This window comes from Sphaerotilus sp. (assembly GCF_031429695.1).
GTDB lineage: Bacteria > Pseudomonadota > Gammaproteobacteria > Burkholderiales > Burkholderiaceae_C > Sphaerotilus.
Genome location: NZ_JANPAB010000072.1, coordinates 15,603 through 33,494, shown reverse-complemented (window position 1 = coordinate 33,494; position 17,892 = coordinate 15,603). Strand labels below are relative to the sequence as shown.

The following is a 17,892-nucleotide window of genomic DNA, read 5'->3' as shown; positions in this document are numbered from 1 at the left end:
CGGGTTCAGCGCAGCGGGGAAACCTGCGGCGGGTTTTCGGGATGGGCGCGGAGTTCCTTGATGCGGTTCTGACCGTCCATGAACACCAGCTTGGGCGCGTGCGTGGCGACCTGCTCCTCATGCACCTGGGCGAAGGCAGCGAGGATCACCAGGTCACCCGTGCTGGCACGCCGGGCGGCCGAACCGTTGAGCGAGATGATCCCGCTGCCACGCGGCGCCTTGATCACGTAGGTGACGAAGCGCTCGCCGTTGTTGATGTTCCAGACGTGGATCTGCTCGTTCTCGCAGAGGTTGGCGGCGTCCAGCAGGTCTTCGTCGATGCCGCAGGAGCCTTCGTAGTGCAGCTCGCAGTGGGTGACGGTGGCGCGGTGGATCTTGGATTTGAGGAGAGTGCGGAACATGGTCAGGGCAGGTTCGGGGTGTTCAGGGTGCCTGGGAAAGCGGGGCGGATCATAATGTTGAAATCTTCAACAAGCCGACAATTTCCCCACATGGCCACGGTCAACTTCAGCGTGCCGGACGACGTGAAAGCGGCGTTCAACGCCACCTTCGCTTCGGAAAACAAGAGCGCCATCATCGCCGCACTGATGCGCGAGGCCGTCGAGCGCGCCCAGCGCAAGCAGCGCCACCGCCAGACCATCGAGCACCTGCTGGCCGCGCATGGACAGGCCCCCGAGGTCAGCGAAGCACAGTTCCAGGCCGCCCGCGACGAAGGCCGGCCATGATCTGCGTGGTCGATGCCAGCGTGGCGATCAAGTGGTTCGTCCGCGGCACCTGGGCGCAGCGCGAGGACCACATCGATCAGGCGCTGGCGCTGCTGCGGGCGATCTGGGCTGATCGGGTGACGATGCTGCAGCCGCCCCATTTTCCGGCGGAAGTGGCCGCTGTGCTGGCGCGTCTCGATCCCGGTGGTGCAACCGGGGATGTCGCCCACCTCGGCCTCATGGACATTCGCTACACGGCACCGACCGACCACCTGGCCACGGCGCTCGATCTGTCGGTGCGGTTGAATCATCATCTGTTCGATACGCTTTATCACGCGGTCGCGCTCGACACGCCGGGCGCCACCTTCATCACCGCCGACCGGCGCTATTTCGACAAGGCCCGTGCGTCCGGGCTCGGGCAGATCGGCTGGCTGCCAGACGTGCCGTTCCAGACCGTCAACTGACCATACCGGGGCGGCACCGGCCAGTCACTGACCGCCACCACCTCACGGCCCACTGTCCTGAGCGCATTGATCCAGCCCGCGTGACCCACGATCAGCGTTGGCGCACCGGCAGAGGCGCCAAGGTACCCGTTCACCCTGACGCGCAACTGGCCCAGCGACTCGCCCCCACCGGGCGCATGGTCGGTGAAATCGGCTTCCCAGGCGGCCACTGTGGCGTGCGGGATCGCGGTCCACGGCTGGCCGTCCCAGGCACCGAAATCCAGCTCCAGCAGCCGCGCATCGACGTGGTGTCGCCAGCCCCAGCGCCGCAACCAGCGTGCCACGTCCGCACAGCGCCGCAGCGGCGAGGACGCGATCTCGCGGGGCAAGCCCTCGCGGCGGGCGGTCCGGCGGATGCGGTGCGCCAGGCGCTTGGCGCGGCGCGGATCGACCGGCAGGTCGGTCTGGCCGATGCAGCGGCCCACCGCGCCAACCGGCTTCGGGTGGCGCCAGATCCAGAGTTCAGCCATGCAGCACCGCCAGCCAGCCCAGCAGCGCCGCCAGTTCGCTCAACTGCTGCGACGCGCCCAGCGTGTCCCCGGTGAACCCGCCCAGCCGGCCATGGAACCAGCGCCCGCACCACAGCACCATGCCCGCCAGCCCGAACAGGCCCGCCAGCACCGGGCGCAGATCGTCCAGCATCCACACCGCCACGACGCTGACAGCGACCGCCCAGCCGAGCACGACCACGAGCCCGCGGCCGGAAATCTGCTGCGCCATCGGCTTGGCCTTGGCGTGTTCCGGATCACCCGCATACGGCAACACCCACAGCAGCACGACCGGCGCGACCCGCGACAGCGCGTGGACCCAGACCGTGGCGACCACCGCCGGCAGCAGCCCGACCGACACGATCCCGTGCAGCGTCACCGCCTTCAGCCCGAGCACACCGACCAGTCCAAGCGCGCCGTAGCTGCCCAGCCGCGAGTCCTTCATGATGGTCAACGCCCGCTCGCGGCTGACCGCGCCGCCCAGGCCGTCACAGGTGTCGGCCAGCCCGTCCTCGTGGAAGCCGCCGGTCATCCAGACGGTTGCCGCCATCGACAGCCCGACCGCCACCGGCAACGGCCAGAACGGCACCGCCAGCGCCAGCACCGCCGCCCCGACCGCGCCGACGCACAGCCCGACCGCCGGGTAGTGGCGCGCGCTCTGGTGCATCCAGTCCGGCTGCCAACCCACCCAGGCCGGCACCGGCACGCGGGTGAAGAACTGCAGCGCGATGAAGAACAGGCGCAACTCGTGGACCAGCCAGCGCATCGACGGCTCAGTCCGCGCGGTCGCTGACGCCGGCCGAAGCAAAGCTCGCCATCTCCGCCAGGATGCGGCAGGCCGACTCCAGCAGCGGCCACGCCAGCGCCGCCCCAGAACCCTCGCCCAGCCGCAGACCGAGGCTCAGCAGCGGCTCGGCCTCCAGGCGCGCCAGCATCAGCCGGTGGCCCGACTCGTCCGACTGGTGCGCGAACACGCAGCGTTGCAGCACGTTCGCCGACAGCCGCGCCGCCACCAGCACCGCCGCACTGACGATGAACCCATCGACGACGATGACCCGCCGCTGCGCCGCCGCCTCCAGCACGGCGCCGACCAGCATCGCGATCTCGAAGCCGCCGAACGCCGCCAGCGCGTCCAGCGGCGCCGTGGCCGCTTCGTGGCGGGCCAGCACCTTGCGCAGGATCTCGGTCTTGCGCACCAGCGCGGGGCCGTCCACCCCGGTGCCGCGGCCGGTGCAGCGGTCGATGGCTTCGCCCGTCAACCGCGCCATCAGCAGCGAGGCCGACGAGGTGTTGCCGATGCCCATCTCGCCGAACAGCACCACGTTGCCCGGCAGGCTGCGCACGACACCCGCGCCGGTCTCGACCGCCGCCGCACATTCGGCCGCCGTCATCGCCGGACCTTCCAGCGCATCCGCCGTGCCCCAGCCGATCTTGCGGGCAAGCAGGCCCGGGCGCGGCGCGAACTCGTGCTTCACGCCCGCGTCCACCACCGTCAGCGCCAGCCCGTGCTGACGCGCCAGCACGCTGACCGCCGCGCCGCCGGCCAGGAAGTTCTCGACCATCTGCCACGTCACGTCGCTCGGGAACGCCGACACACCCCGCACTGCCAAGCCGTGGTCGCCCGCGAAGACGATCATCTGCGGGTGTTCGAGAGCAGGCAGGTCGCGGCCCTGGATCTGCGCCAGCTTCAGTGCCAGCGATTCGAGGCGGCCGAGCGAGCCTTGTGGTTTGGTCTTCTGGTCGAGCGCGGTCTGCACGCGGGTGGTCAGTGCCGTGTCGTGCAGGTCGTCGATGGCGGGAAGGATGGGGAGTGCAGGTGCTGTCATCGGGGTTCCTTTTCGGTGTCGTTGTTGTCTTGCTGCAGCAGGGACATCAGCACGCCCTCGGGCACGTGCCGGTCCAGGAAATCGGCGAGGCCGTCGAACACGGCGTCCAGCGTGCGCACCTCGGCGCCGAAGAACGCGCGCAGCACCGCGGGCGACTCGAACAGACCGTGGGCATACAGCCCGAGCACGGCGCCCTGCTGCCAGCCCAGCACCTCGCCCGCAGCGTTGTGCACCGCCTCGGTGGCAGCCGGCAGATCGGCATGCTGGCCCGTGCGGCCGTGGTGGATCTCGTAGCCCTCGAAGACGACACCCGACAGCGCCGCCCAGGGGCCGCACGGTTCGGCCAGTGCAGCGAATCGGGCCTGCGTCGGCTGCAGCAGCTTGTCCGGGTCGAAGGCGGTCACCAGCGGCAGCAGGCCGAGGCCCGGTGCATTGCCGCCGAGCGGGTCGTCGACCGCGTGCAGGTCGATCAGCGCCTCGCCCAGCATCTGCAGGCCGCCGCAGATGCCCAGCACCGCCCCGCCCTGCGCCGCGTGGCGCGCCACCGCCAGATCCAGCCCCTGCGCGCGCAGCCAGGCCAGATCGGCCATGGTGTGTTTCGAGCCGGGCAGGACCACCCAGTCCGCGCCGTCCAGATCCGCCGGACCCCGCGCCCAGACCAGCCGCACACCCGGCAGGTTGCGCAGCGGCTGGAACTCGTCGAGGTTGCTGATGCGCGGGTAGGCGATCACCGCCACGCGCAGCGGCCGGACCGACGAGGCGCCGCCCGTGCTGCGGTCATCGAACACGCCGTCTTCCTCGGGCAACCCATGTTCGCGCCACATCGGCAGCACGGCGACTGTCGGCACACCGGTCAGCGCTTCGAGCTGCTCCGGGCCAGGGGACAGCAAGGCCGCATCGCCGCGGAAGCGGTTGAGCACGAAGCCGCGGATCAGTGCCCGCTCCTCGGCGGGCAGCAACTGGTGCGTGCCATAGAGGTGGGCGAAGGCGCCGCCGCGGTCGATGTCCGTCACCAGCAGGCAGGCCGCGTCCACGGCCAGCGCGGTGCGCATGTTGACGAAGTCGCTGCTGTGCAGGTTGATCTCGGCGGGCGAGCCGGCGCCCTCGATGACCACGACGTCGTTCTCGGCCATCAGCGCGTGCAGCGCGTCGCGGGCGAACGGCCACAGCGCCTCGCTGCGTTCGCGCCACGGCACGGCACCCAGGTCGTGCCGCACGGCGCCCAGCACGACCACCTGGCTGCGTGTGTCCGCCTCGGGCTTGAGCAGCACCGGGTTCTGGCGCACCTCGGGCAGCGTGCGGGCGGCCAGCGCCTGGAAGTACTGCGCGCTGCCGATCTCGCCCATGCGGCCGTCCGGGCCGGGCACGACGCGGGCGTTGTTGCTCATGTTCTGCGCCTTGAACGGCGCAACCTTCAGCCCACGGCGCGCATACCAGCGGCACAGCGCCGTGGCCAGCCAGCTCTTGCCGGCACCACTGGTGGTGCCCAGGACCATCACCGCGCGTGCCATGTGCTTGCTCATTTCATTGACTTCAATCGTTTCAATACGTGGACAGGCTCTGGAAGCCCGACTGGCGCACCGTCGGCACAAAGCCCCCGTCGCCCACTGTCTGGCGCCACAGCAGCGCCAGCGCCTGCTGCGACGGCGGCGGCTACACGCTCACGCGCACCCAGCCGGGCAGGCCCATCGAGGTGCAGTCGCGCAGCTTGATGCCCACCGCGCGCAGTTCCGGCAGCACGCGCGACGGGTGCAGCGGGTCGGAATCGGCATCGTCGCCCGCCGTCCACTGGCCCCAGCGGGCGATGTAGTACGGCGTGACGCTAGTCAGGCAAGTCCAGCCCAGGCGCTTCTGGCACAGCTCGATCTGCTGGCGGCGCCAGCTGCGCAGGATGTGCAGGCTGGAGCGCACCCAGCTCTGCGCCTCGTCGCTGGCCCAGCTCTGCAGCATCGCCACGGCGTGCGCGCCCAGCGGCCACGACGGCGCCAGCGCGGCCAGCCGCTCCGTCAGCCAGTGGGTCAGCGCCGCGGACTCGGGGGTGCGCGCCGGGGCGATCGCGTAGGCGCCGCGCACGCCGGTCAGCCCGAGCGCCTTGTTCGGCGACCAGAGCTGCCAGGCGTTGTCGGGCACCGGTGGCGCCTCGCCGTCCAGCCGCAGCGGCGTGTAGGCCCGGTCGACCACCAGCACCGACTCGCTCGGATTGAACGGCGGTGCGGCACGGGCGTCGCCGATCGGGCTGCCCGGCTCGGTGTGCCAGATCAGCCAGGGCGGATCCTGGGCGTCCAGATCGTCGATCTCGCGCACCGGGCGCAGGCCCAGCGCCTCGGCCGCCGCCGCGTATTCGCCGTAGGCGTAGTCCGGCACCCGCACGCGCGCCCCCGGGTGGATCAGCGCGATCGCCAGGCTCATGCGGCGGATGAACTCGCTGGCGCTGCCCGCGACGACGACGCGCACCGGCTCGACCCCGTGCAGCCGCGCGAGCTGCAGCCGCAGGGCCGCGTAGCCCGGATCGGGATAGCGCCGCACGTCGACCTGGCGCACCTGCTCCAGCGCCATCGGCGCCGGCCCGCAGGCGTTGGCGTTGGTGGAGAAATCCCAGCGCGGCACGCCCAGGGCGTCCGGCCCCCCGTGCGTGTGCACGAGGTCGTGGTGGTCCTTGCTCGACGTCATGTGCTGTTCAGGCTGGCCCCCCGGCCGCCCCCATCAACGCCCACCCCAGCCAGCCACCCGCGAGCATGGTCATCCACCACCGGACGGCCGACTGGGTATGCCGCAGCGCGGTCTCCACGTCTGCAGCCTCGGGTGCTCGGCCCCGGGGTTGCAGAGCATAGACCCCCGGCTTGCGCAGACAGATGTCCAGACGTAACGCCATCGCGCCCAGCGCCCAGGCAAGCAGCAGCGCGCCGGCCTGCAGCACGGACCACGGCGCCTGCACGGTGGCGAGGTCGGGCAGCGTCACGGGGTGTCCACCAGCCTCGGATCGTCGAACACGAAGGTCGTCGGGCGCATCGGGGGGCGGGAGGCCGCCTGGCGCCGTCCGTCGCTCACCAGCCTCAGCGGCGCGGACATCCCCGGCGCATGGACGACCACGGTGTGGAACTCGCCATCCTCTCCACAGGGGCAGACGCCCTCCGGCAGTTCGTCCAGCAAGGCGGCGTCGTAGTCCCGACCGCAGAAGCGCACGTCCAGCCGCCCCACGTCGACGCAGACCAGCCGGGCCCGGATGCCACGGGCGATGATCTCGCGCGCCAACGCCCCACGGGGCTCACCCCACAGCGGGAACACCGGCACCAGGCCGATCTGCGCGCAGGCCGGCTCCAGGTAATCGCGGTGCGCCTGCAGGTCGATGTCGCCGAAGACGATGTGGGTGTGGCCGCTGTCGTGCAGCGACTGCAGCGCGGCGTTGAACCCCATCGCATAGGCGCCCGGCACCCCGTCCGGCACGGCCACCGGCCGCCACACGCCGCCGAAGGCCGCGACCTGCGCGGCAATCACCGCGGGCGGCAGTGCATGCGACTTGCTGAAGCCGTCGGCCTCGCACATCGTCAGGAAGGTCGTCACGTCGTGGCCGGTCTCGCGGGCACGCAGCAGCGCCAGGCAGGCATCCTTGCCGGCGCTCCAGCTGATGGCGGTCTTTTTCAGGGGGGTCATGGGGTCCGTCCTCGTTCGTCCTTGAAGCCTTGCAGTTGTGGCAGTGCCGCCCACTGGCCGCCCACCCGCTCGATGCGGATCGCGCCGCCGAAGACCTCGACCAGCGCGGTCTGCACCGCCGGATCGCTGCAGCCTCCGACCGCCCGCACCTCCCCTGCGGCGAGCACGACCAGCCGGTCGGCAGCCAGCGCCAGGCTCAGGTCGTGCAGCACGCTGATCACCACCTGCGTGCGGCCGAGCTGCGCCATCTGGCGCACGAGCGCGACCTGGTGCGGCGGGTCGAGGTGGGTGGTCGGTTCGTCCAGCAACAGCACCGGTGCCTGCACCGCCAACGCCCGCGCGAGGAACACCCGCTGGCGCTCGCCGCCGGAGAGTTCGGACAGGCGGCGGTGCTGCCAGGACTGGCATTCGGTGTCGCGCATGGCCTGCTGGACGATGGCCTCGTCCTGGGGGCCGGGGGTGGCGAACAGGCCGAGCTGCGGCAGGCGACCGAGGTGAACGACATCGCGCACCGTCAGTTCGCCACTCGCCTCGGCCTGCTGCGCCAGCCAGGCGAGCTGGCGGGCGCGGTCGCGGGCGGACCATTGGCCGAGCGGACGACCGGCCAGTGTCACCTCGCCCGCCGCCAGCGGCTGCAGACCGGCCAGTGCGCGCAGCAGCGTGGACTTGCCGGCGCCGTTCGGGCCGACGATGGCGGTCCAGCCGCGGTCGAACGCGAGGGTGATGCCGCAAAGGACCGGGCGGTCGCCGAGGCGGACTTCCACGTCCGTGGCGGACAAGGGTGGGTGCCCGCCTTCGCGGGCATGACGGGTGGGAGAGGTGCTCACGCGATCTCCTGGCGGCGCAGCAGCCACAGCAGGTAGAAGCCGCCCAGCACGGCGGTCAGCACGCCCACCGGCAGCTCCTGCGGCGCGATCAGCGTGCGCGCCAGCACGTCGGCCACCAGCAGCAGCGCACCGCCCATCGCCGCGCTGGCCACCAGCCGGTAGCCATGGGTCGCGTGGACGAAGCGCCGCACCAGATGCGGCGCCACCAGCCCGACAAACGCCACCATGCCGGCCTGCGCCACGGCGGTGCCGGTCGCCAGCGCCATCAGCACGACGAGCACCAGCCGCAGGCGCGGCAGCGCCAGCCCGAGGCTCGCGGCGCTGTCCTCGCCCAGCGTCAGCGCATCCAGCACGCGCGACAGCCGCCAGCCCAGGGGCAGCACCAGCAGCAGCGCAGCCCCCAGCACCACACAACTTGTCCAGCCGAGAAAGCCGGTCGTGCCCAGCAGGAAGGCCTGCTTGCCGCGCAGGGCCTCCGGCGAGACCGTGGTGAGCAGGTCGTTGAGTGCCCCGAGCACGACGCCCACGACGACGCCCGCCAGCAGCAGGCGTGTCGTGTGCTGGGCGCCACGCGCCAGCGACAGCGTCAGCCCGACCCCGACCAGCGCGCCCAGGAACGCTGCCGCGACCAGCCCGAAGCGCGACAGCAGTTCGGCCGTCGCCAGGCTCATCCCGACTCCGGCCATCGAGGCCGCCGCCAGCACCAGCACGACCCCCAGCGACGCCCCCGCCGCCGAGCCCAGCAGATAGGGATCCGCCAGTGGATTGCGGAACAGCCCTTGCGCGATGGCGCCGGCCAGCCCGAACAGCGCGCCGGTCAGCCAGGCGCCCAGCGTGCGCGGGGCGCGGATCTGCCACAGGATCAGGTCGGCCGAGCCATCGGTCAGCGTGGTGCGGAACGCCGCGAGGCTCCAGCCCTCGCTGCCCGCCACCAGCCCGGCCACGCCACCCAGCCACGCGACCAGCGCCAGCGCCCAGGCCAGGCGGGTGCGGCGGCGCTGCTCGTGTGCGCTCACGGCGTGCCGCGCTCCGCGGGGGGCAGCGCCTGCAGGCAATCGGCGATCAGCTCGGCCGCTTCCCCCAGCCGCGGGCCGGGGCGCACGAGCATGTCGTAGCGCGCGGCGTCGAAGGCACAGGTGCGGCGTGTCTGCAGGGCTTTCAGCGTCGCCCAGCCGGGGCGGCGCGGCATGTCGTTCAGGTGGCGTTCGACCGCCATGATCAGGTCGGGCTGCGCCTTGACGACGTATTCGGGATTGAGTTTCGGGAACGGCCCGAGCGCAGGCGGCACGATGTTGCCCAGCCCCAGCTGCGCCAGCAGCTCGCCGATGAACGAGACGCTGCCGGCCGCGTAGGGCGCAGCATCGACCTCGAAATAAACTTTCTGGCCACGCAGCACCGCCGGCACGCGTGCCACCGCCCGCTGCACCTGCTGGTCGATGCGCGCCCACAGCACGCCGCCCTGCTCCGGGCGGCCCATCAGCGTGGCCACGGTGGCGACCATGCGCCTCGCCTCGGTCTGGTTGCGCGGCTCCAGCACGACCACGGTCAACCCGAGCGACTCCAGCCGCTCGACCGCCCGGGTCGAGCGCGCCGCCAGCACGACATCGGGCCGCAACGCGACGATGCGCTCGACCTGTGCATCGTCCATGCCGCCAAGCTTGGGCAGCGCGGGCACGCTGGTGGGCCAGTTGGAGTAGCGGTCGGTGCCGACCAGCCGTTCGCAGAACCCCAGCGCACAGACGGTTTCGGTCAACGACGGCAGCAGCGTGATGACGCGCTGCGGCGGGGCGGGCAGCTTGATCGTCGCGCCACGGTCATCGCGCACGATGACATCAGCCCGCGCCAGCACGGCGAAGCCAAGGGACAAGGCCACGGCCAGCGCCCAGTGTGCCGAGGTGCGGTACGGGGTTCGGCTCCGGGTCATCGCTTCACCGCCATTTCCAGCCCCGCCACCATGAGCGTCACCCGCGGACAGCGGGCCGCGACCTGCTGGTGCAGCCGCCCAAGTTCATCGACATAGCGCCTCGCCTCGCGGGACATCGGCGCCAGGCCGAGACCGATCTCGTTGGAGACCAGCACGACGGGGCCGGGCGCCGCCCGCAACGCCGCGTCCAGATCGGCCAGCACGGCGAGCCAGGTGGCGTCACCGACCGGCTCGCCCTCCAGCGGCATGAGCCACTGCGTCAGCCACAGCGTGAGGCAGTCCACCAGCACGAGGCAGTCGGGCGCGCTGTGCCGGCGCATGGCGTCGGGGAGGTCGCGGGGCACCTCGTCGAGCGCCATCGCCGGCACCCGCACCGCGCGGTCGGCCTGGTGCCGCTGGATGCGGGCACGCATCTCGTCGTCCCCCCCCAGCGCAGTGGCCAGCAGCACGGCACGGTGGCCGGGCTGCACCAGCCAGTCGGCCGCACGCGCTTCACCGCAGCGCGACTTGCCGCTGCGCTGGCCGCCGAGGATGAACTCGCTCAGGGGATGCATGACCCGGCCGCCGCTGCGTTCAACGCGGCGCGTAGCGCAGCGTCAGGTACAGCTCGCGACCCGGCTGGTTGTAGCCCAGCGCGGTTTCGTAGGCCTTGTCGGTGACGTTGTTCAGCCGTGCGCCCAGCGCCCAGTCGCGCTCGAACTGCCACTGCGCATGCAGGTCCACCGTGCCGTAGCCGGCCAGGCGCTGCGTGTTGGCGGTGTTGTTGAAGCGGTGGCTGTAGGCCTGCAGGCCAGCGCCGACTGTCCAGGCGCCCAGATCGACATCGGCATTCAGCTTGGCGGCGTTGCGTGCGCGGCGCTGCAGCAGCTTGCCCTGGTTGGCACTGCCGTCGGTGTCGTTCTTCGGCGTCACGTGGTCCACGGCGGCACCGACCTTGACCGGACCGAGCTGGCCGTCATAGCTGACGCTGACGCCATTGCTCTGCGCGTACGGCAGGTTGACCGGGTTGGCGCCCTGGGTGATGTAGCCGCGGATGCGGTTGCCGAACACGGTCGCGCCGAACTGGTGTTCGCCGGTCGTGTAGCGCAGGCCGACTTCGGCGTGCTTGCCCTTTTCAGGCTCCAGCAAGGCATTGCCGTAGGACGGCCAGTAGAGCTGGTTGAAGCTGGGTGCCACGAAGCTGGTGCCGAGCTGCGCGGTGGCGCGCAGGCCGTCCATCAGCGCAAGGCCGTAGCCGACGGTGCCGGTGGTCGGGTTGCCGTACTGCGAGTTGCGGTCGTGGCGCAGGCTGGCCTGCACGGTGTGAAGGCCGACCGTGGCGTGGTAGCCGAGGGCCAGGCTGTTGACCGTGCGGTTCGTGATGTCGTAGTTGCCGGCGGGCTTGGTCACCTTCTGCTTGAGGTGTTCGGCGACGACCAGCAGCGTGCCGACCGGCAGGCTGATGGTGTTGTCCCAGCTCAGCTGCTGCTGCACGGTGGCAATGGTGCCCAGGTCCGAATACGGCGAAGCGGACGCGAGGGTCTCGTAGTCGTTGGCGCTGCGGGCGACGCGGACCTGTGTGCGCCACCCGGCGGTGACCTCGCCCGAGGTGTCGACCGACAGCACGCGGGTGCGCAGGCCGGATCTGGCGTCGGCACCGGGGCCGTCGTCGTAGCCGGACACCGCGTCGGCGCTCAGCAGATGCGCACCGACCTGCCAGCCCTGCGGCAGCTTCAGCCCCAGGTGGGCGCTAGCCGCGTTCTGGTGGAAACCGTCCACGTCCGCGTTGTAGCTGCCGAATTCGGCGCGCGCGTTGGTGGCCGAGAAGCCGCGGTTTTCGGTGTGCAACGCCTGCACCGCGCCACTCCAGACGCCATCGTTGAAGCTGACGCCGCCGCTGGCCTGGCCGTAGCGGTGGCTGCCGGTCGTCACGGCGCCGTTCAGTCGGGTGCCCTCGGAGGCGCTGGCGCGGCGGGTGAACACCTGCACCACGCCACCGACCGCGTCACTGCCGTACAGGCTCGACAGCGGGCCGCGCACGATCTCGATGCGGTCGATGTCGCCCAGGGGCAGGTTGTCGAGTTCGGGCATGCCGGCGGTGGCCGAGCCGTAGCGCACACCGTCGACCAACAGCAGCACGTGGCGCGCCTCCAGGCCGCGGATGAAGACCGAGCTGGTCTTGCCGAGGCCGCCGTTGGCGGTGAGCTGGATGCCAGGCTGCTGGGCCAGCACCTCGGCAAGGGTGCGGCCGTTGGCGCGCTCCAGATCCTCACGGGTCAGCACAGTGACATCGGCGACGGTCTGGTCAGCGCGCACTGGCGTGCGGGTGGCCGTGACGACCACGGTGGGCAGGCTGGATTGCGCCCAGACTGCGCTCGACAGGAGGGAGAACGCGCACAGCGCGGCGGGCAGCGAAGCGGCCCGGAATTCGGAGGTCATAGGAGAGGACTACACGGAAAGATCGTGCGCGCCAGCTTCCCCGCAGGCACACACCTCAATGGCGAACGACCTGCGTCATTCGCCCCCCGTTGGCCGGTATCCGGGCTGACGGACGAACCTCGGACGACCTTCCCGGTATCCCAATGACACCAGTGGTGTGTGCGCCGAGGCGGAGAGCGCATGGCTCCCGTCCGCTTACCGTTGCGGGGGCAGCGCAGGTTGAGCGTGGCCCGAAGGGGCGTTGACTTTCCTGCTTCCCGTTTAACCGTGCTGGCGTGAAGGCCGGCACGAGCACCAACAGCGTGAATTGTAAACGGTGCGCGCCCGGACCACTACAATCGACACGGTCAGGGAGCGCGCACTGTCGCGCCGATCACTACGCCAACCGCCACCGCGCAATGTCCACACTCGAAGACCTCGCCGAACGGGTAGACCGGCTGCTGCTGCGCCACGAAGAGCTGCAGCGCACCAACGCACTGCTCGACCAGCAACTCACCGCCGTCGCGGCCGAACGGGACAATCTGCGCTCCCGGCTGGCAGCGGCCCGGGCCCGCATTGATGCATTGATCGAGCGCCTGCCGGCCGGTGATGTCGATACCCACGACCGCGGTGCATCTGGAGGCGGTGTATGAAACAGCTCGACATCAGCATCATGGGCCAGAGCTACATCCTGGCTTGCCCGGACGGTGGTGAAGCCGTCCTGACCGCTGCAGTGCGTCAGGTGGACCGCGAGATGTGTGCCATCCGCGATGCCGGCCGAGTGAAGGCCCGGGAGCGCATCGCCGTGCTGGCGGCGCTCAATCTGGCCTATTCGCTCATCGAACAGCGCACGAAAGACGGCCACGCTGCGCCGGTACCGGTCACCGACGCCCATCCGGCACCCACCCCGAGCGTCCCGCTCATCACCATCGACGTCGATGATCTGGTGCGGCGCATCGAAGCTGCACTTGGTGACCAGGATCACACGCCGGCCTGATTCGGTCGGCGTGGATCGGCATAGAATTGACCCGTCCGCTGCGTTCGCGGGGGTTTTTATTTCCTTGAACCGATGCTCTCGCGAGCCTGGGCTTGGAACATCGACCAGCTGGTGTGATCGTCTCGCGTCAGATGAACCCGAAGCCGGTCTGACCTCGCCCACCTGAATCCCCTGGGTTCAGGAATGCGGCCCTCGGTTCGCAGCGGACACCCCCACATGCACCTCGATTTCACCCTGGTCGCCGAGCTTCTCGCCCTCGGCATGTGCACCGGCTTCCTCGCCGGTTTGCTCGGCATTGGCGGCGGCATGCTGATGGTGCCCTTCATGACGCTCATCCTGTCGGCGCGCGGTGTCGATGCCTCGCTGGCCGTCAAGATGGCCATCGCCACCTCGATGGCGACCATCCTCTTCACGTCGATCTCCAGCGTGCGTGCGCACCACCAGCGCGGCGCCGTCCGCTGGGACATCGTGCGCCGCCTCGCACCCGGCATCGTGCTGGGTGGCCTGCTGGCGGGCGCGGGGGTGTTCTCGCTGCTCAAGGGCACCACGCTGGCGCTGGTGTTCGCGGTCTTCGTCACCTTTTCCGCCACGCAGATGCTGCTGGACCGCAAGCCAGCACCCACCCGGCAGATGCCCGGAACGGCGGGCAGCCTGGGCGCGGGCGGCGTGATCGGTTTCATCTCCGGGCTGGTCGGCGCGGGCGGGGGTTTCATCTCGGTGCCCTTCATGAGCTGGTGCAACGTGTCCATGCACAACGCCGTGGCGACCTCGGCGGCGCTCGGCTTTCCGATTGCATTGGCCAACACTGTCGGGTACGTGGTCGGTGGCTGGTCGATGCCAAGCCCGCTGCCAGGCGCACTCGGCTACCTGTGGCTGCCGGGACTCGCCATCATCGCGATCGCCAGTGTCACCACGGCCCCGCTCGGTGCCCGCACTGCGCATGCGATGAACATCAAGCAGCTCAAGAAGGTCTTCGCCTGCACCTTGTATGGGCTGGCGGCCTACATGTTCTACAAGTCGATGGGCTGACTCCGGCAGGCTCAGCGCAGATCACCCGCCAGACTCGCCAGGGTTTCGGCACCTGCGCGCTGATGCACCGGATAGGCCGAGTGGTCGCAGCCCAGCGTCACTTCGGCGCAGGCACGGATCGCCGCACGTGTGCGCGCACCGAACTCGAAGCGCAGGAAATGCACCGCTGAAGTCTTCTCCGCGGTTTCCCGGTCCAGGTCCTCATCCGCGATGGCATAGACACGGGCATGGCCCTCGACCTCGACAAACACCCGGTCCTCCACCCCGATCAGCCGCGCCAGCGCACGCCGACGCTCCTGCACTTCCGGGTATTCGAGCAACAGCGTCGCCTTCCAGTTACCGCCGTCCGGCAACAGCGGCACATAGGCCTCCAGCTCGCCGCGGATGCCCGCCTCCTCGAAGATCTTCTCGACGCGGAGCATTTCCTGCACCTGGTAGCGCACCGTCACCTCGTCCTCGAACTGCAGCGTCATGTGCTCGCCCAGGTGGACGCTGCGCAGGCGGCGGTGGGCGATCACCTCGGCGCGCATGGCGGGACGGACGCGGGCATAGGCTTCCAGGGTCATCAGGCTGTCGCGGGTCAGGGCCATGCCAGCGTCTCCTTCAAGGATTCAGGCCGTAGGCGCGCGCGACGAGCGACAGCGGGTGGGCCAGCGGCGTCGCAGGCAGGCCGTTGTTCGCCATGCCCTGCGCGATGTGGTGGCCGCCGAGCGGGCAGTCGGAGCTGATCCAGTCCGGCGGCTGGCCTTCCGCACCGAGCTTGGCCATGGCCATGAACACCGGCTTGCCGATCTTCATGGCGGTTTCGTGGAAGGGCTTCTTGATGCCGTAGGTGCCGGCGTGGCCGGAGCAGCGCTCTACCGTGTTCAGCTCGACCACCACGGTCCGGCCGATCAGCCGGAACAGCTCTTCCGTCTTGCGGCCGATCTTCTGCACCCGGCCGTGGCACGGGATCTGGTAGCTGACCCGACCCAGCGCCTGCGTGAAATCGGTGCGCAGCAGGCCGTCCTTGTGCCGCGCCACCAGGTACTCGAACGGATCCCACACCGCGTCGCGCACCAGCGCCACGTCGGCATCGTCGGGGAACATCAGCGGCAGTTCCTGCTTGAACATCAGCGTGCAGGATGGCACTGCCGCCAGGATCGCGTAACCCTCGCGGGCGTAGCGCGCCAGCACGGGAATATTGGCCTCCTTGCTGGCCTCGACCGACGCCAGATCACCCAGTTCGAGCTTGGGCATGCCGCAGCAACGCTCCTTCTCGACGAGTTCGTAGGGAATCCGGTTGTGCGCCAGCACCTTGAGCAGGTCGTGGCCGATGCCGGGATCGTTGTAGTTGACGAAGCAGGTCGAGAACACCGCGACCTTGCCCGGCGTGCGCTCGCCGTTGGTGCTGACCGTGGCCGGACTGGCCGCAGCGCTGCTGCGAAAGCGTTGACTGGCAAGCTCCGGCATCCAGGCATCCCGGTGAACGCCAAGCACCTGCTCCATCACCCCGCGCACCAAGGGCGTGCGGTTGACGGCGTTGACCACCTGCACGACCACCGGAACACCGGCGAACTGCCCATGCACGTCGGTCGAGGCCAGGAAACGGTCCGCACGCGACACCTCACCCTTGCGGAAGCGGATCGCCTTGGCGCGCAGCATCAGGTGCGGAAAATCCAGCCCCCACGGGTGTGGCGGCACGTAGGGGCATTTGGTGACGTAGCAAAGGTCGCAGAGGTAACACTGATCGACCACCTTGCTGTAATCCGCCTTCGCGACCCCGTGAACCTCGCCATCGGCGGTGGCATCCACGAGGTCGAACAAGGTCGGGAAGGACTGGCACAGGCTCACGCAGCGGCGACAACCGTGGCAGGCATCGAACACGCGCTCCATCTCGGCTTCGCATTGCGCTTCGTCGTGGAAGTCGGCGCTCTGCCAGTTCAGGGGGTGGCGGGTGGGCGCCTCCAGATTGCCTTCGCGTTGGCTCACGGGAATCTCCTGCGCAGACAGCCGCTCAGTCCTCCAGGGTGTCGAGCGCGCGCTGGTAGCGGTTGGCGTGCGAGCGTTCGGCCTTGGCCAGCGTCTCGAACCAATCGGCGATCTCGTCGAAGCCCTCGTCGCGGGCGGTGCGGGCCATGCCGGGGTACATGTCGGTGTACTCGTGCGTTTCACCGGCGACCGCAGCCGTCAGGTTCTGGCGCGACGAGCCGATCGGCAATCCGGTGGCCGGGTCTCCCACCGCTTCGAGGAATTCGAGGTGCCCGTGCGCATGGCCGGTCTCGCCCTCGGCGGTCGAACGGAACAGCGCGGCAACGTCGTTCTGGCCTTCGATGTCGGCCTTGTTCGCGAAGTAGAGGTAGCGCCGGTTGGCCTGAGACTCGCCTGCGAAGGCCTCTTTCAGGTTCTGTTCGGTCTTGGAACCCTTGAGTGTCATGTCAGTCTCCGGTGAAATCCGAGGAAGATCCGAGACGCTGACGATAGGACGACCCCAGGCGGGCGTCGATTAGAGATTGGCTATGCCCACGCAGGCGAAAATCAATCGACTCGACTCGGTTCGGATCAAGTCACCGGCAGCATCTCGCCCATTCGGATCGACGCCAGCGCCACCCGGTTGCCCCCGCGCTGGCGCGCATCCGCCAGCGCCCGCACGGCGGCCTGACTGAGGTCGGCCAGTGTCGCCGCTGTGTGCGGAAAACTCGCCACCCCGATCGACACCTCGAAATTGAAGCCCTGCCCCGCCACCACGACCACCTCGGTGGCACAGGCTCGGCGCAGGTGCTCCATGCGCGCGTGGGCCGTTGCCAGCCCGACACCGGACAGCAGGATCGCGAAGCGCCCGTCGCCGAGCTGTGACAGCACATCCATCGCCCGCGTGTTGGTGCGCATCAAGTGGCCCATCGCCTGCGTGACGGCCTGCACCCCCGGCTCGCCCAGCGTCTGGCGCAGCGATTCGACCCGGTCCAGCGCCAGCAGCACCAGAGCGAACTCGCGGTGTTCCCGCTGCGACAGTGCCGCCTCGCGGCGCAGGTGTTCCTCGAAATGCTCGCGGCGGAACAGCTCGCTTGGCCGGTCCAGCCCCTGCGCATGCTGGCGGCGCAGTGCTTCGACCGATTGCTGCTGGCGCTCGATCTGGTCGAGCGCCGATTGCAGCCGACCCGCATCGCGCCGGCTCTGCGTCACGTCGCGCCAGAGGCTCAGGATCTGGCGCGGGCCGTCCGTCGGCACCAGAATGTGGCGCACCACATGGAACTCGGCGCGCACCCCGGCGCGCTCGAAGCGGTGGTCCTCCACCACCGCCAACTGGCCCGACGCCAGCGCACGGGCGTCCGCCGCCTGCAGGGCGTTGGCCTCGGCCTGCGGCAGCAGATCCAGGTCCGCGGCGCCCACCACCCGCTGTGCATCGGCACCAAGCCACGCCAGACACGGCGGGTTGGCCCACAGGTAGCGCCCGCTGTCAGCGTCCTTGAGCGCCAGCAGCACCCCCTCGACCTGCAGCAGATCAAGCACACCACCAGCCAGCAGAGCAGGCAGCGCCACGGGGACAGGCCATTCGAGGATGTTCAT

22 protein-coding genes, 1 other RNA gene and 1 riboswitch are annotated in these 17,892 nt (G+C 69.9%); of the genes, 6 read left to right on the top strand and 17 right to left on the bottom strand.

Annotated elements, in window-relative coordinates; genetic code table 11:
• Positions 1–5: 5 nt before the first annotated feature.
• The gene (gene panD / locus RMP06_RS14255; RefSeq protein ID WP_310462444.1) at positions 6–401 is read right to left on the bottom strand and encodes an aspartate 1-decarboxylase; all 396 of its coding nucleotides are present in this window, start codon (positions 399–401) and stop codon (positions 6–8) included.
• Positions 402–491: 90 nt separating this feature from the next.
• On the opposite strand from panD, the gene RMP06_RS14250 reads away from it, so the two are divergent.
• Together RMP06_RS14250 and RMP06_RS14245 are read left to right on the top strand one after the other, a co-directional pair.
• Positions 492–725, top strand: coding sequence for a hypothetical protein (locus RMP06_RS14250; RefSeq protein WP_310462443.1), 234 nt, complete (start codon positions 492–494; stop codon positions 723–725).
• A 5-nt stretch (positions 726–730) separates the two neighbouring features.
• Positions 731–1,168 (top strand): type II toxin-antitoxin system VapC family toxin, encoded by a 438-nt coding sequence (locus RMP06_RS14245; protein WP_310462442.1) that lies wholly within the window; start codon positions 731–733, stop codon positions 1,166–1,168.
• On the opposite strand, the gene RMP06_RS14240 is transcribed toward RMP06_RS14245, so the two are convergent.
• The 12 genes from RMP06_RS14240 to RMP06_RS14185 all read right to left on the bottom strand — a co-directional run bounded on the left by RMP06_RS14240 (position 1,090) and on the right by RMP06_RS14185 (position 12,341).
• Positions 1,090–1,677 carry a histidine phosphatase family protein gene (locus RMP06_RS14240; protein ID WP_310462441.1) on the bottom strand — a complete coding sequence of 196 codons (588 nt, stop codon included), beginning with the start codon at positions 1,675–1,677 and terminating at the stop codon, positions 1,090–1,092. The two genes, RMP06_RS14245 and RMP06_RS14240, sit on opposite strands and share 79 nt — an antisense overlap.
• Positions 1,670–2,461, bottom strand: a complete 792-nt coding sequence (locus RMP06_RS14235; protein ID WP_310462440.1) for an adenosylcobinamide-GDP ribazoletransferase — start codon at positions 2,459–2,461, stop codon at positions 1,670–1,672. The genes RMP06_RS14240 and RMP06_RS14235 overlap by 8 nt, the downstream gene beginning before the upstream one ends.
• Before the next feature lie 7 nt (positions 2,462–2,468).
• Positions 2,469–3,521 (bottom strand): nicotinate-nucleotide--dimethylbenzimidazole phosphoribosyltransferase, encoded by a 1,053-nt coding sequence (gene cobT, locus RMP06_RS14230; RefSeq protein ID WP_310462439.1) that lies wholly within the window; start codon positions 3,519–3,521, stop codon positions 2,469–2,471.
• Positions 3,518–5,044, bottom strand: a complete 1,527-nt coding sequence (locus tag RMP06_RS14225) for a cobyric acid synthase (protein ID WP_310462438.1) — start codon at positions 5,042–5,044, stop codon at positions 3,518–3,520. The genes cobT and RMP06_RS14225 overlap by 4 nt, the downstream gene beginning before the upstream one ends.
• 130 nt (positions 5,045–5,174) lie before the next feature.
• Entirely contained in the window at positions 5,175–6,191 is a 1,017-nt protein-coding gene (locus RMP06_RS14220) for an aminotransferase class I/II-fold pyridoxal phosphate-dependent enzyme (protein WP_310462437.1), read from the bottom strand.
• 7 nt (positions 6,192–6,198) lie between these two features.
• Positions 6,199–6,480, bottom strand: coding sequence for a hypothetical protein (locus tag RMP06_RS14215; RefSeq protein WP_310462436.1), 282 nt, complete (start codon positions 6,478–6,480; stop codon positions 6,199–6,201).
• On the bottom strand, positions 6,477–7,172 hold the full coding sequence (locus tag RMP06_RS14210; RefSeq protein WP_310462435.1) for a Dph6-related ATP pyrophosphatase: 696 nt from the start codon (positions 7,170–7,172) through the stop codon (positions 6,477–6,479). The genes RMP06_RS14215 and RMP06_RS14210 overlap by 4 nt, the downstream gene beginning before the upstream one ends.
• Entirely contained in the window at positions 7,169–7,999 is an 831-nt protein-coding gene (locus RMP06_RS14205) for an ABC transporter ATP-binding protein (protein WP_409050173.1), read from the bottom strand. Before RMP06_RS14205 ends, RMP06_RS14210 begins: the two co-directional genes overlap by 4 nt.
• Complete coding sequence (locus RMP06_RS14200; RefSeq protein ID WP_310462434.1) at positions 7,996–9,015, bottom strand: FecCD family ABC transporter permease; 1,020 nt, start codon at positions 9,013–9,015, stop codon at positions 7,996–7,998. Before RMP06_RS14200 ends, RMP06_RS14205 begins: the two co-directional genes overlap by 4 nt.
• The gene (locus tag RMP06_RS14195; protein ID WP_310462433.1) at positions 9,012–9,923 is read right to left on the bottom strand and encodes an ABC transporter substrate-binding protein; all 912 of its coding nucleotides are present in this window, start codon (positions 9,921–9,923) and stop codon (positions 9,012–9,014) included. The genes RMP06_RS14200 and RMP06_RS14195 overlap by 4 nt, the downstream gene beginning before the upstream one ends.
• The gene (locus tag RMP06_RS14190) at positions 9,920–10,477 is read right to left on the bottom strand and encodes a bifunctional adenosylcobinamide kinase/adenosylcobinamide-phosphate guanylyltransferase (protein ID WP_310462432.1); all 558 of its coding nucleotides are present in this window, start codon (positions 10,475–10,477) and stop codon (positions 9,920–9,922) included. Before RMP06_RS14190 ends, RMP06_RS14195 begins: the two co-directional genes overlap by 4 nt.
• Before the next feature lie 19 nt (positions 10,478–10,496).
• Positions 10,497–12,341, bottom strand: a complete 1,845-nt coding sequence (locus RMP06_RS14185) for a TonB-dependent receptor domain-containing protein (RefSeq protein ID WP_310462431.1) — start codon at positions 12,339–12,341, stop codon at positions 10,497–10,499.
• A gap of 74 nt (positions 12,342–12,415) precedes the next feature.
• A riboswitch (cobalamin riboswitch) is annotated at positions 12,416–12,655 on the bottom strand.
• Between the two features lie 84 nt (positions 12,656–12,739).
• Here RMP06_RS14185 and RMP06_RS14180 point away from each other — a divergent pair.
• The 4 genes from RMP06_RS14180 to RMP06_RS14165 all read left to right on the top strand — a co-directional run bounded on the left by RMP06_RS14180 (position 12,740) and on the right by RMP06_RS14165 (position 14,346).
• A complete protein-coding gene (locus RMP06_RS14180; protein ID WP_310462430.1) occupies positions 12,740–12,973 on the top strand; it encodes a DUF904 domain-containing protein in 234 nt (77 codons plus the stop codon).
• The gene (locus tag RMP06_RS14175) at positions 12,970–13,317 is read left to right on the top strand and encodes a cell division protein ZapA (protein WP_310462429.1); all 348 of its coding nucleotides are present in this window, start codon (positions 12,970–12,972) and stop codon (positions 13,315–13,317) included. Before RMP06_RS14180 ends, RMP06_RS14175 begins: the two co-directional genes overlap by 4 nt.
• Positions 13,318–13,349: 32 nt before the next feature.
• Positions 13,350–13,527: non-coding RNA, 6S RNA (ssrS, locus tag RMP06_RS14170), on the top strand.
• 6 nt (positions 13,528–13,533) lie between these two features.
• Positions 13,534–14,346, top strand: a complete 813-nt coding sequence (locus RMP06_RS14165) for a sulfite exporter TauE/SafE family protein (protein ID WP_310462428.1) — start codon at positions 13,534–13,536, stop codon at positions 14,344–14,346.
• An 11-nt stretch (positions 14,347–14,357) separates the two neighbouring features.
• On the opposite strand, the gene RMP06_RS14160 is transcribed toward RMP06_RS14165, so the two are convergent.
• The 4 genes from RMP06_RS14160 to RMP06_RS14145 all read right to left on the bottom strand — a co-directional run bounded on the left by RMP06_RS14160 (position 14,358) and on the right by RMP06_RS14145 (position 17,892).
• Positions 14,358–14,936 (bottom strand): DUF3501 family protein, encoded by a 579-nt coding sequence (locus RMP06_RS14160; protein ID WP_310462427.1) that lies wholly within the window; start codon positions 14,934–14,936, stop codon positions 14,358–14,360.
• Positions 14,937–14,949: 13 nt separating this feature from the next.
• Positions 14,950–16,317 carry a (Fe-S)-binding protein gene (locus RMP06_RS14155; protein ID WP_310462426.1) on the bottom strand — a complete coding sequence of 456 codons (1,368 nt, stop codon included), beginning with the start codon at positions 16,315–16,317 and terminating at the stop codon, positions 14,950–14,952.
• Positions 16,318–16,342: 25 nt separating this feature from the next.
• Positions 16,343–16,762: a rubrerythrin family protein gene (locus RMP06_RS14150; protein WP_310462425.1), complete on the bottom strand. Its 420-nt coding sequence runs from the start codon at positions 16,760–16,762 to the stop codon at positions 16,343–16,345.
• A 125-nt stretch (positions 16,763–16,887) separates the two neighbouring features.
• Entirely contained in the window at positions 16,888–17,892 is a 1,005-nt protein-coding gene (locus tag RMP06_RS14145; protein WP_310462424.1) for a GGDEF domain-containing protein, read from the bottom strand.